This is a genomic window from Paraclostridium benzoelyticum (assembly GCF_001006285.1).
In the GTDB taxonomy this organism is placed as follows: Bacteria; Bacillota; Clostridia; order Peptostreptococcales; family Peptostreptococcaceae; genus Paraclostridium; species Paraclostridium benzoelyticum.
On record NZ_LBBT01000137.1, the window covers coordinates 1 to 14076 of the forward strand.

Here is a 14076-nt window from a genome sequence, read left to right on the forward strand (position 1 = left end):
GATATTTTAGCATATATTAGCATGCAAATTTTTATATCTAGTATATAAATTTTTTTATATGCTTTTTTTATTTTTTGCATAAAATAAAAGTGTACATTTAATCAGTTTTATACTGAAAAGATGTACACTTTTTTTATTCTAAATTTTACTTATTTTATTCTTATTTATTAAGCTAAAGATGTAGCTTCTTTTTTAGCATCTTCTTTAACAGGAGCTTCTGTATACCATCCTCTTAATTTCATAGCATCAGCTATTCTCTTAATTGACATCATGTATGCAGCTGTTCTCATTTCAACATTATGGTCTCCTGCTAATGTCCATATTTCTTCAAATGCTTTTTTCATTAAAGCTCTTTGTTTTTCTTGAACTTCGTCAAAACTCCAGTTGTATCTCATTAAGTTTTGAACCCATTCAAAGTAAGAAACTGTAACTCCACCACTATTAGCTAATATATCTGGTACTAAAGTTATTCCTTTTTCAAATAGTATTTTATCTGCTTCTGGAGTAGTTGGTCCATTAGCTCCTTCACATACTATTTTAGCTTTTATATCTCCAGCATTTGCTGAAGTTATTTGATTTTCTAGTGCACAAGGCATTAATACGTCAACTTCTGCAGTTATTACACTTTGGTCAACAGCTTCTGCACCAGGGAATCCTTTTATACATCTATGTTCTTTATTGTAAGCCATTAAAGCTTTCATATCTATTCCATCTTTATTATATATAGTTCCTGTATGGTCTTCTACATATATTACTTTAGCTCCTGCTTCATCTATGTACATACCAGCGAAGCTTCCAACATTACCAAATCCTTGAAGTCCTACAGTAACATTAGATACATCTATTCCTTTTTTCTTAGCTGCTTCCATTGCAATTGTAGCAACTCCATATCCTGTAGCTTCATTTCTAGCTAAAGATCCGTAGAAATCAACTGGTTTTCCAGTAAATACTCCTGGTTGGAATTCCCCTGTAACATTTGCATACTCATCAACCATCCAAGCCATTATTTGTCCATTTGTATTAACATCTGGAGCTGGTATATCTTCTTTTTCTCCTATTATTGGAGCTATTGACTTAGCAAATCCTCTAGATATTCTTTCTAACTCAGCTTGAGAGAATTCTGTAGGATCGATGGCCATACCACCTTTACCTCCACCATAAGGTATTCCTACTACTGAACACTTGAAAGTCATCCAAGTAGATAAAGCTTTAACCTCGTCCATACAAACTGCTGGATGGAATCTTAATCCTCCTTTAAATGGTCCACAAGCATTATTATGTTGTGATCTATATCCTGTAAATGTTCTTACAGTCCCATCATCCATTTTAACTGGGAATGATACTTCTAACACTCTCATTGGATTTTTTAATATTTCATATACTGCTGGATCTGCCCCTAATTTATCGCAAGCAGTTTTTACTTGAGATCTTGCTATCTCTAGAACATTTAAAGTTTTTTCAGCCATTTTAAAAGCCCCCTTAAAAATATTTTAATTTTTTAAATCCCCTTTATTGTTTGTCGGAAAATGATTTCCCTTACTTACAGTTTGATTATAGCACAGTTTTTTATTTATTTGTATAAAATTTCTATTAGTTTTTTATTTAACACTTTTTATCTTGTTCAGTCTTATATCAAGCCTACTTACATTTATTAAAGTAACATCATACAATGCCTTTATTATATGTTCTTGAAGCTTAAATATAGTCTCAATACAGTTAAATAAATCTAATTCTAAAATAATAAATATTTCTAAATTTCCTTTTTTATTGTTAAATTTTACTGAATTAATTTTGCTTATGTAATCAAATTTTGATAGTTCAAAAAATATTATTTGATTTATTGCATTTTTTTTAATATAAAAATTTCCCATATAGCTAAAAGTCGGCCTAATGATAGTTTTTTCAACTAATATAGATTCCTTATTTTCTCTTTTAAATAACTTTTTAATTGGATTGATACTCAGCCCACTAGCAATAGATTTAACTTCTAATGTCGGAAGTGGTATTATGTGATTTCCTTTACTCCTCCACTCTTTTGCAATATCTATTTCTTCTTGTGTCGATATTTCATTTATATAAACAGTTTTATATATTTTCCCTAAATTTAATTTACTAGCTATCTGGTTTACCATTTTATCTGATGTTCCTATTATTAAAATAGACTCTATATTTTCTTCCACTATTTTAAATTTCACTTCATTTCTATGGTTTTCATCGTGAAATATAGCTCTTTTAACTGCCTGAATTTTGGTACTTGCTTGTTTTGCCGATATTCCAGCAATTATTTTATTCTTAAAAATTAAAATTCCATCATCTATTATATAGTTTATATTTTTTTCATAGGCTAACTCTAATGCTTTATAACTTTTTCCAGAACCACTCTCTCCTACTAATGCATAAACCTTCATATTTACACTCCTATAATATATATTTAAAAAGGAGTGTCTCAAAATAAGTAGGGATAGAATAAATATAAGTTTTAGCGACTTTCAAAGCATCTTTTCAGCTTTAGGATCAAAACTTATATTCATTCTTTCACACTATACTATTTTGAGACACTCCCTTAATTATATATTATAGCAAAACTCTCCATTTCCTTTAACAGAAAAGAAATCTGCATATCCTATTTCAAAAATTCTTTTTTCTAAATCTGGTATTTCTATATTATTTTTTATCAAATGAGTAAGAGCCCCTACATAAGATATATCACCTTGAACTATTACTCCTTTAATAACATTATCTTTTATTATAAACTTTTTATACCCTGTTTCATCTTTTCTAACATTTACGATACAGTCTTCTTCCATATCAATTATACCTAGCGAAACTGTAGGTATTCCTAAAAAATTCATTGTGTTTCTATATACAAATGAATCATCTATTTTTTCTTCTCTTCCAGCCATATTATAGGCAGCTACTATTCCTTGCTTCACAGCTAAAGGCCAAATTGCATTTTTCCCAACAACATCACCTGCCGCAAATATGTCTTTTGCAGTAGTTTTGCAATTCTCATCTATGATTATTCCTCTATCATAACTTATAAACTCTTTATTTATAAATTCAGCATTTGGGATAACCCCTGTTGCTACGATTGCCATATCACATTCTATATAAGTTTCATCATCTAATACTACTCCAATTATATTTTCATTATTATCTATGCAAATTTCATTAACACTTGCACCCTTAAAGAATTTCACACCTAATTCTTTAAATTTATTTTCATATACCGATGCAGCGTATTCATCTAACTGCCTATTTAGTATAAAAGGTTCTCTATATATTACAGATATATCTAAATTTTTATATTCTAATAATCCTATAAGAGCATCTATTCCTACAAGCCCAGCCCCTAGTATGGCTATTTTTTTACATTTTTTTGCTTTTTCTTTTATTTCATAAGCATCTTCTATATTTCTAAGTCCATACACATGTTTTGCTTTCTTTAAGTTTTTTATAGGAGGCATAGCTGATGATGCCCCTGTTGCAATTAATAGTTTATCATATTTAACTTTTTCACCAGTCTCTAGTATATATACTTCTTTATTTTCTATATCTATATTATTTACAGTGCATGAGTTTTTCCAACTTATATTATATTTTTCATCAAATTTAGTTTCTACAAAGTTTAAGCTATCTAATGTTCTATGTTCAGATATAATATGATGCAACATACATCTTGAGTAAATGTGTTCATCTTTTGATATTAATGTTATATTAGCTTTTTCATCTAACTCCCTTAATACTTTTATAGCGTTAATGCCTGCCGCACTAGCACCCAGAACTACATAATTCATTTTTTACCTCCTCTTGTAGCGTTATTGCTCCAGTTGGACAATTAGCTACACACTTGGGATATCCTATACTTTCACACATATCACATTTTAAAATAGTTTGTTTTGTTTTATCGTCAGGCTTTAAAAGTCCATATGGGCATGCCATAACGCACATATAACAAACTCCACACCTATCTTTGTCATAACTTACTATTCCAGTTTCTTTATTTTTTGTCATAGCTCCACTCATACATGTAAGTACACACTCTGGAGTTTCACAATGTCTACAAATAATAGGAATTGGATTATTAAATTTATTTAACTCTATATGGTTTCTACTTTCGTTATCTAGGTCTTCTAAATCTAAAGAGTATATATCTTTTTGTAAATCGTTTCTTAACATGCATGCTAAAACACAACTCTTACATCCGGTACATAATTCTTTATTAATTAGAATCCTATGCATAACATTCCACATCCTTTAAGCCTAATTTTTCTCTTCTATCTATAATTATTTTTTCTAATGTATCAGCTGAAGATACAACCTCTGAATCAACTATAACATGCCCTCCAGTTATATCCTTTAATCCTTCAGTTAAAACTTGTGTAACTAATTTACCACCTGTTATAAATGGTGGTAATGCTAAGTGAAGAGGTAATCCTAAAGCTAATCCAAATGCTCCATCTGCTAAAGCTTGTTCTTCTAACCATTGAGGTGCAGATAAAATTAGTGGAAGCTGAGGTATATCTATTCCTAATTCTTTAGCAATTTCAGTGGCAACTATTTCAAGTCTTCCTATAGCTAAACATGGTCCAAAGTTCAATACTGGTGGTATTCCTAAAGATTTGCAAACTTCTTTTAAATTTTCACCTGCTAATTCTTCAGCTCCAGGAGACATTAATCCAACATTTTCTAATCCTCCGGTAGAACATCCTGCAGATAAAACGATTATATCTCTTTTTATAAGCTCTTTAGTTAATTCTACAGTAAATACATCATGTCCTTTTGCCGTCATATTTGAACATCCAACAACCGCTGCTATTCCTTTTATTTTACCTTCTGCAATTAAGTTTATAAGAGGTTTCCATGAGTCCCCTAAGAATGCTTTTAAGTTCTTCTCACTTACACCTGTTAATGAAACATCATGTCCGTGGTCACTAGGTATGTCTATTTCAACTTCGCCTCTTCTTGATTTATAACTTATTAAGGCTTCATTTATTAATTTTTCTGAAATTGATTCTATATTTTCTCTATCAAACGGTACATATTCTGCATTAACTTTTTTAGCTACATCATCTAAACAAACCATTTTTACTTTATATTTATCTGCTATAGGCTCTATACCTGGTATAGTACAGTTAAATTCAGATGCAATCATGTCTATTGCTCCTGTAGAAAGAACAGCCTCACTTGTAAAGTTATTTCCAGCATGACCTGCAAATACATCTTGATAGTGCTCCCCTCTTAACTGTAAATCTTGCCCTACACAAGTACATCCAACCAATCTAAATCCTTTTGCTCCTGCTTCTTTTGCCAATTTAACAACATCTTCATCTTTCAATCTATCCTGGAAGTGAGCAAATGTTGAATGTTGATGTCCTGTTATCATTATATTTATATAATCTTTATCTATAACTCTAAATCCTACAGGTGCAGTTCTTATAACTGGCTCTCCTAAAATAACATCGTTTAAAAGATTAGTTAGTGTAAGTCCATATAATCCAGTAGATATTCCCAAGTTTAAACAGTTTATAAGCATATCAACAGGGTCACTATTTAAATTTGTAGATGACTTAACGATTGCATCAAAAACTTCTGATTTAGCTCCTCCTGGCATTATACCTATTTCTCTCCACTTATTAACTCTTGGAGCATATGCTATTTTCTCTACTAACTCCATTTTTTCATCTCTAGCTTTATATAAATCATCTAGAACTTTTTGTGCAACTTTTATACATTTTTCATGTCTATCATTAGCTTCAACTCCAAATATATCAGCTAATTCATCTATTGTCTTTTCTCCCTTTATTATTCCTTTATTTTCACCTAACTTTTTCAAGTTTCTAGCTGTATTTTCAACAACATGCAGATAACATGCAGCTCCACTTGCAACTGCTCTTAAAAAGTTTCTAGCAACTATTGTATCAGCATCTGCTCCACAAATTCCCCTTGAAGATTTAGGTGTTATTCTACATGGACCATTTGCACATAATCTACAACATACACCTTGAAGTCCAAAACCACATTTAATTTTTTGATCTTCAGTTCTATGGAATGCCGTTTCAACATCCTTCGACGCTACAAAACTTTCTAACCTTTTATCTGCACTTTCGCACATTTTACAACTAACACAAGACATAAATTACATCCCCCTAAATATATTTTTATGGTAATCCTTTTTATATATACCATTCATTGTTAATAGTTAAACATATTTTTGAAAGAGTTTTCCTAATTTAAAAAACTTATTTAATTTTGAAAAAATCCAATAATTAAATAAGTTTTTTTATAATCTATTTATTTAAGCCTTCACTTATATTTTTTAATTTATTTTTTACTCTATCTGATTCTGTTCCATTTAGTGGTGTTGGTTGATAGTTATTAACATTACCTTCAGATGATATAGAACAAGGTATAATTTCAGGCTTATTTATACTTATAAGTTTATTATCTTCAAATTTAAACGTTTGTTTGTATATAAAAGTATCTTTATCTTGAGGGTTTTTATTACCTCCGAAACAGAAATTACTTAGGCTATATGCAATATACTTGCCTTTATATTCTTCTATTCCTTGCATAACATGAGGATGACTTCCTAACACCCCATCAGCTCCATTATTTATAGCAAAATGCGCAAGATCTTTTTGAACTTGATCCGGATAATATTGTCGCTCTGTTCCCCAATGGAAATACACAAATACTACATTCGATTCTTTTTTAACACTTTGTATATCTTTTTTCATATTATTTAAAAATTCTTCATTATAATTTTCAGGCCAACCATTGTAACCTAATAATCCGACCTTTACACCTTTAACATCTACTATGCTTTTCTCTCCTAAGCCAAAATAATCTATATTATTTTCTTTTAATATAAATTTAGTTTGTTTCATACCCTCATCAAAATAATCCTCCGAGTGATTATTCGCTAATGTTACAGCATCTATTCCACCTTGTTTAAGTGTATTTACATAAGAAGGATCTCCTTTAAACGCAAATTTTTTAACTTTTGCTTTGCTTGCGCTAGTTAAAGGCCCCTCTAAATTTGCTACTGTTAAGTCATCCTCCTCAAAAATTTTCTTAACATTTTTTAAAAAGTATCCATAATCTTGTCCTTGATTTTCAAACTCATTATCAAAAGATCCATAATATGAGGCTCCCTTATAGTTCCCCATAGTTATATCCCCTACAAAATTAATAGTTATACTTTCCTTTTTTACCTCTATTACTTCATCAACTTTCTTTGATTGTTCATTAATATCTTTAATTTTATTACTTCCTACAACAATTTTAAAAATAAGCATACAAATAACTACCACTACAATAATTATTCCAGATATTAATAGTGATAGCTTTTTTTTATTAATCTTTTTCTTCATTTGTCTACCTCCACCAAAGTAATAACCCCTAAATATATTATAGCTTATACTATTTGTCAAAATAAATCGGTTTATGTAATATGTTTGTTTTTTTGTATGCATTCTAATTATTGTTATATATAATTTTTTTTGTTATAATACTAATGAACATAATTTTACATATTTTAGGAGGAGATTGAAAATGGCTTACAAAATTAATGATGCTTGTATAAGCTGTGGTGCTTGTGAAGCTGAGTGCCCAGTTAGCTGTATATCAGCTGGAGATGACAAATATGTTATAGATGCAGATACTTGTATAGAGTGTGGTGCTTGTAACGGAGTTTGTCCAGTAGATGCTCCACAACCAGAATAATAATAAATTAAAATAAAAAAACTACCTACTTTGTAGGTAGTTTTTTTATTTTAATTTATTTATCTTCATTCATAAGATATGATAAAGTAAATAAACTTTCAGTTAAGTTTACATTTTCAACTATAACATCATTTGGTACTTCTAAATCTAACGGTGCAAAGTTCCAAACTCCCTTTATACCTGATTTAACTAATCTATCGACAACTTCTTGCGCCCCATTTTTTGGTATACATAATATCGCTATATCGATATCATTTTCAGCTACGAACTCCTCGATGTCATCAGAATCTAATATTTCAAAATCTCTAATTTTTAATCCTATCATTCTTGGATTTGCATCAAATAAAGCTTTTATCTTAAATCCTGCTTTAGTAAACCCTGCATAATTAGCTATTGCTTGTCCTAAGTTTCCAGCCCCAATTATTATAGAATTATAAGTTCTAGATAACCCTAATATTTTACCTATTTCATTATATAACTCTTCGACATTATATCCGTATCCCTGCTGTCCAAATCCACCAAAGTTGTTTAAATCTTGTCTTATTTGAGATGCTGTAAAACCAATTATATCGCTTAATTCTTTAGAAGATATTCTTTGTATATCTCTATCTAACAAATCTCCTAAGTACCTGTGATATTTAGGTAATCTTCTTATTACAGCCATAGAAATATTTTTATTACTCATCTCATCACCTCCTATATATTCATTATCCCTGTTTTATATATTATGCTATTTTTTTAACAAAATGCATATATCCTTGATTATATTATACCAAAACATTATAATTTTAGATAGTTTAAAGGAGGTATAATTTTATGATTGTTTTGTCGTGCAATAACTTAAATAAAAGTTTTGGAATAGATACTATATTAGAAAATATTAGCTTCACTGTAAATGAAGGCGATAAGGTTGGTATTATAGGTGTAAATGGAACTGGTAAAACCACTTTATTTAAAGTACTTTCTGGGATTTATGGATATGATAGCGGAGATATATATCTTGGTAAAGGTGTAGAAATAGGATATCTTGAACAAAATACAAATTTCCAATCAGAAAAAACTATATATGAAGAGGTTTTAGAGGTTTTTTCTGATTTAATGAATATGGAAAAGTATATAAGAGATTTAGAAATTAAAATAGCTGAAGAAGGTTCTAATCCTGATTCAAAAATTTTAGATAAACTGATGAATGAGTATTCTCAAAAACTAGAGCTTTTCTCTGAGCTAAATGGTTATGGCTATAAATCAGAAGTAAAAGGTATTTTGAAAGGTCTAGGTTTTTCTGATTCTGACATGGAAACTCCAATAAATATATTATCTGGAGGAGAAAAAACAAGAGTCTTACTTTCAAAGTTACTACTAAAAAATCCTTCACTTCTACTTCTAGATGAGCCAACTAACCACCTTGATTCAGATGCTATAGAATGGTTAGAAGTTTTCTTAAAGCAATATAAAGGAACAGTAATTATCATATCTCATGATAGATATTTCTTAGATCAGGTTGTAAATAGAGTGTTCGAAATTCATAATAAAAGGCTTAAAACATATAATGGAAATTACTCTAAATTCATAGAATTATCTAAAGTAGAAAAAGAGTTAGAAGTTAAAAGATATGAAGATCAGCAAAAAGAAATTAAAAAACAAGAAGAATCAATTGATAGACTAAAAGCTTACGGAAGAGAAAAACATTTAAAAAGAGCTAGAAGTAAAGAAAAAATGCTAGATAAAGTTGATGTATTAGATAAACCTGATGTGTTTAGAAAAAAAGCTAGCATTCAATTTAGTCCTTCTGTATCTAGTGGTAATGATGTTTTACAAGTAGAAGATCTTTCTATGGGTTATGGTGAAAGAATACTTTTCAAAGATATAAACTTCAATATATATAGAGGTGAAAAAGTCGCTTTAATAGGAGCTAACGGAATAGGAAAATCTACTTTATTTAAAATAATAATGAATGAAATAATACCGTTAACTGGTACTGCTAAACTTGGTGCAAATGTTTATGTAGACTACTTCCACCAAGAACAAAAAACTCTTAACCTAGATAATACTATTATTGATGAAATTTGGAATGATCATCCTAATTTAAACCAAACTACGCTTAGAAACATGTTAGGATCTTTTTTATTTGAAGATGAAGAAGTATTTAAAAAAATATCTACACTAAGCGGTGGAGAAAGAGCTAGAGTTGCTATATTAAAATTAATTTTATCTAATTCTAACTTTTTATTACTGGACGAGCCTACAAATCACCTTGATATAGACTCTAAAGAAGTTCTTGAAGAAGCTTTATTAAATTATACAGGAACTTTATTTACAATATCTCATGATAGATATTTCTTAAATACAGTTGTTGATAAAATACTTGTTCTTGATTCTGATGGAATAACAGAATATCTAGGTAATTATGATTATTATATAGATAAGAAAAAACAAACCATAGAGATGAACGCTATAGAAACAACTGAGGAGAAAACAAAGACTCAATTAAAAGATGAAAAGCGAAAGGAAAGAGAACAAAGAGAGTTAGAAAAAAAAGCTAGAGTTAAAAGGCAGAGCATAGAAAAGGAAATTGAAGAAATAGAAATTGAAATAGAAGAACTTAATGTACTTATGTGCAAAGAAGAAATATATTCTAATCCTGAAAAATCTAAGGAAGTTAGCCAAAACAAATCTTCTTTAGAAGATAGATTAAATAATTTATATGAAGAATGGGAACAGCTAATGTAGGCTGTTCTTTGTTTTTGATAATTCTGAAATTTATATAAGAAATTGGTTGATATATATATGCTTTTTATATTAACATAGTATAGATATTAAATTTAAGGGGGTGTCTAATTGACAAATATTTTTAATTTAAATGATGAAAATAAGAAATTCTATAAATTACTAGTTTCACTTTGTATTCCTATAATAATACAGAATCTTATATCTACATCTGTAAATATTATAGATACAGTTATGATAAGTAGTTTAGGAGAGGCATCTGTAGCATCAATTGGAGTTGCTAATCAGTACTTCTTCTTATTTAATATGACTTTATCCGGTTTAACAGGAGGCGCTGGTTTATTTATATCTCAGTTTTTTGGTAAAAATGATGCTAATAATATAAAAAAGGTTACTGGACTAAATGTTTTACTTGGAATAATATTAGGTTTATTATTTTTTATACCAGCTTTTATGTTCCCTAAATTCATAATACATTTTTTCTCTTATGATCCTGAAGTTGTTAAACTTTGTATCCAATATTTTAGTATTATAGCATTTTGTTATCCTTTAATAGCTGTTAGTACTGTATTTAGTATGGGATCTAGAAGTGTTAGAAACCCTAAACTAGGAATGGTTTGTAGTGCAGTCGCTCTTGTAAGTAACATTATCTTAAACTACGGTTTAATCTTTGGGAAATTGGGATTGCCTGAATTAGGAGTTCGTGGAGCTGCTATAGCTACTGTAATAGCTAGATTGATAGAGTTTTCACTTTTAATAGTATATGTATATATCATAAAGAAAGATTATGTTTTAAAATTCAATATTAAAAATTTAAAATCTATAGATAAACAATTTATAAATGCTTTCTTTGAAAAAAGTACACCTATATTATTAAATGATAGTGGTTGGGCAATAGGTACAGTTTTATATTCTGTTGCTTATGCAAAAGCTGGTACTTCCGCAATTGCAGCTAGCCAAATAGCTACTAGTACTGGAAATTTCTTTATTATGACAGCTGTCTGCGTTGCTATAGGAGCATCTATTATGCTAGGTAATGAGCTTGGTGCTGATAATAAAAAAGTAGCTATTGATTATGCTAAAAAGTTTTCTAAAATAGTTTTTATAGTAGGAACTCTATTTGGTATACTTCTTATACTAAACATACCAACTCTACTTAAAATGTTTAGTGTTTCGGATAATCTAGCTCCTGATATTGTTAAAATATTTGTTATTATGGGATTATTAATGGGTCTGAAATCTTTTAATACTCTTTTAATTATAGGTATTTTAAGAAGTGGTGGAGATACTAAATATTCTTTATTTTTAGAACTAGGATGTATGTGGTTAGTATCGCTTCCTCTTACTTTTATATTTGCAATTAAAGGAGCTCCTATTTATGTGCTTGTCCTTCTTACTTACTCTGAAGAGATTGTTAAGTTTATATTTGGGGTTCCTAGAGCATTATCTAAAAAATGGGTTGCTAATATTGTAAAAGAAATTGATTAGGTAGTGCTCGTTGGAAAATATTATTGTTTTATTCGCTGAAAGACCTAAAATCATAGTCTTTAACGCTACTTCAACAATAATATATTCCAACTTAGATATTTTAAAGTAAATAAAAAGGTACTATTATAAAATAATTTTATAATAGTACCTTTTTATTTACTATATTAAAATGTAATACTATAGGTTTTAACGACCTTTAAAGCATTTTTACGCTTTGGGAGTGAAACCTGTAGTATTACATTTTTCATTTTAGCTTAAATAAAAAATTAATTTGAATTTTTTTCTAATTTAACTAACTTATGTGATTTAGGCTCTAGTTTAAATTCAACATTATCATAATTTACCTGGATAAGCCCATCAACTAGATTTGTATATTTACTATTAAGACATTCTTTCATATCTATTTTTATAACTTCTTCTCGTTCTGACCTATTTACTAAAACTAAAATATTATCATCATTTATATCTTCAATATATCTTATATATCCAAATACATTAGGATTTTCTAATTCTAAAAATTTAGTTTCTCCACGAGTTAACACTTTACTTTTGTTTCTATCCTTAATAATATTTTTATAGAAATTTAAAATTTCTTTATCTTCATTTTTCCATGGATAAGTTCTTCTATTATCTGGATCTGTTTCACCTAAAAGTCCTGCTTCATCACCATAATATATATATGGCACTCCTTCAAAAGTCATTTGTATAGCAACCGCTAATTTAAGAAGTTCTTTATCTTCATTTAACTCTGTAAGTATTCTTCTTGTATCATGTGTACCTAATATATTTAAATTAGATTTAAAAGATTCTTTTGGGTAATTTTCTTTTATAGTCATAAGGCTATTGTATACATCATTTGAATCAATTTTATAATTTAAAAAATCTACAAATATATTCTTAAACACATACCCTGTAACCCCATTTAGTTGGTTACCTAAAAGATATTTTCTTCTTTCATCATAACTAATTTTATTAGATGCATCTTCCCAAACTTCACCTACAAGAATAGATTCTTTATCTAGTTTTAAAGTCTCACTCCTTAACTCCTCTATAAATTTAGAAGGTAATTCATCAGCTACATCAAGTCTCCAACCTTTAACTCCATATCCCATCCATTTTTTTATTACACTGTTATCACCTTTTATAATATAGTCAATATATGAAGTTTCAGTCTCGTTGACATTTGGTAAAGATTTAACTCCCCACCAACAATCATATTTTTGCGGGTAGTTGTCAAATTTGTACCAAGAGCTATACGGTGAATCTTGTGATTGATATGCACCTATGGAATCGTAATTTCCATACTTATTAAAATATAAGCTATCATCTCCTGTATGACTAAATACACCATCTAGAATAATATTTATTCCCTTTTTATTTGCTTCATTTATTAACTCTTTAAATATTTCTTCATTCCCAAACATTGGATCAATATTTTTATAGTCTCCTGTATCATACTTGTGGTTACTCTGTGATTCAAATATAGGGCTTAAGTATATTATGCTAACCCCTAAATTTTTCAAATAACTTAATTTACTTATTATCCCTTTTAGATTTCCTCCATGAAAGTCCCATCTAATTATTTCATTTTCACTATTTTTTATATACATAGGAGTATCTTCCCAATTTGCATATATAAAACTATTCTTTTTAGGGTTATTTATTTTACCACTTTTATTAAATCTATCTACAAATATATGGTATAAAACCCCCTCTTTAAACCAATCTGGAGATTTAGCATTCTTACTAACTGTAATTTGATACTTACTTAAACTATCAATATCAAAATTTTCTTCGCATATACCATTTCTTTTACTCTTGCCATAGTACTTTAATTCGTTATTTCCATTTATACTTTCTATCGTTTTAAAAAAGTAAAAATAAACATCTGCTTGTTTAAATTCATATTTATCTATGTTAAACATACAATCGGATGCTTTTGTCATTTTTATTTCTTCTAAATTTTTTCCATCTCTTTCTATAATTAAATATACTTCTTTTACATTTTCTGTAGCTTTTACACTTAAACTTAATTTTTCTCCTAATTCCAAAGCTCCGAAAGGCTTTTTATAACTTTCTAACCAAGAATTATATGTTATACTCATTTTGATCTCCCACCTTTTATCTTTTGAA

At 28.8% G+C, this 14076-nt stretch carries 11 protein-coding genes; 3 read left to right on the forward strand and 8 right to left on the reverse strand.

The window, feature by feature from the left end:
* Nucleotides 1-167: 167 nt before the first annotated feature.
* The 6 genes from VN21_RS05830 to VN21_RS05855 all read right to left on the reverse strand — a co-directional run bounded on the left by VN21_RS05830 (nucleotide 168) and on the right by VN21_RS05855 (nucleotide 7376).
* Nucleotides 168-1466, reverse strand: coding sequence for a Glu/Leu/Phe/Val family dehydrogenase (locus tag VN21_RS05830; RefSeq protein WP_046822454.1), 1299 nt, complete (start codon nucleotides 1464-1466; stop codon nucleotides 168-170).
* A 132-nt stretch (nucleotides 1467-1598) separates the two neighbouring features.
* The gene (locus VN21_RS05835; protein ID WP_046822455.1) at nucleotides 1599-2408 is read right to left on the reverse strand and encodes an ATP-binding protein; all 810 of its coding nucleotides are present in this window, start codon (nucleotides 2406-2408) and stop codon (nucleotides 1599-1601) included.
* A gap of 159 nt (nucleotides 2409-2567) precedes the next feature.
* Complete coding sequence (locus VN21_RS05840) at nucleotides 2568-3797, reverse strand: NAD(P)/FAD-dependent oxidoreductase (protein ID WP_046822456.1); 1230 nt, start codon at nucleotides 3795-3797, stop codon at nucleotides 2568-2570.
* Nucleotides 3772-4242: a 4Fe-4S dicluster domain-containing protein gene (locus VN21_RS05845; protein WP_046822457.1), complete on the reverse strand. Its 471-nt coding sequence runs from the start codon at nucleotides 4240-4242 to the stop codon at nucleotides 3772-3774. The genes VN21_RS05840 and VN21_RS05845 overlap by 26 nt, the downstream gene beginning before the upstream one ends.
* Nucleotides 4235-6136 (reverse strand): anaerobic carbon-monoxide dehydrogenase catalytic subunit, encoded by a 1902-nt coding sequence (cooS, locus tag VN21_RS05850; protein WP_046822458.1) that lies wholly within the window; start codon nucleotides 6134-6136, stop codon nucleotides 4235-4237. The genes VN21_RS05845 and cooS overlap by 8 nt, the downstream gene beginning before the upstream one ends.
* Before the next feature lie 154 nt (nucleotides 6137-6290).
* Nucleotides 6291-7376, reverse strand: a complete 1086-nt coding sequence (locus VN21_RS05855) for a CapA family protein (RefSeq protein ID WP_046822459.1) — start codon at nucleotides 7374-7376, stop codon at nucleotides 6291-6293.
* A gap of 181 nt (nucleotides 7377-7557) precedes the next feature.
* On the opposite strand from VN21_RS05855, the gene VN21_RS05860 reads away from it, so the two are divergent.
* A complete protein-coding gene (locus VN21_RS05860) occupies nucleotides 7558-7728 on the forward strand; it encodes a DUF362 domain-containing protein (RefSeq protein WP_021428309.1) in 171 nt (56 codons plus the stop codon).
* A gap of 55 nt (nucleotides 7729-7783) precedes the next feature.
* Here VN21_RS05860 and VN21_RS05865 read toward each other — a convergent pair whose 3' ends face one another.
* Nucleotides 7784-8413, reverse strand: a complete 630-nt coding sequence (locus tag VN21_RS05865) for a redox-sensing transcriptional repressor Rex (RefSeq protein WP_046822460.1) — start codon at nucleotides 8411-8413, stop codon at nucleotides 7784-7786.
* A 131-nt stretch (nucleotides 8414-8544) separates the two neighbouring features.
* Between VN21_RS05865 and VN21_RS05870 the strand changes: the two genes are divergently transcribed.
* Nucleotides 8545-10458, forward strand: coding sequence for an ABC-F family ATP-binding cassette domain-containing protein (locus tag VN21_RS05870; RefSeq protein WP_046822461.1), 1914 nt, complete (start codon nucleotides 8545-8547; stop codon nucleotides 10456-10458).
* Nucleotides 10459-10566: 108 nt separating this feature from the next.
* A complete protein-coding gene (locus tag VN21_RS05875) occupies nucleotides 10567-11943 on the forward strand; it encodes an MATE family efflux transporter (RefSeq protein ID WP_046822462.1) in 1377 nt (458 codons plus the stop codon).
* Nucleotides 11944-12209: 266 nt separating this feature from the next.
* Here the strand turns inward: VN21_RS05875 and VN21_RS05880 are convergent, their stop codons facing one another.
* A complete protein-coding gene (locus VN21_RS05880) occupies nucleotides 12210-14048 on the reverse strand; it encodes a glycoside hydrolase family 13 protein (RefSeq protein WP_046822463.1) in 1839 nt (612 codons plus the stop codon).
* Nucleotides 14049-14076: the final 28 nt, after the last annotated feature.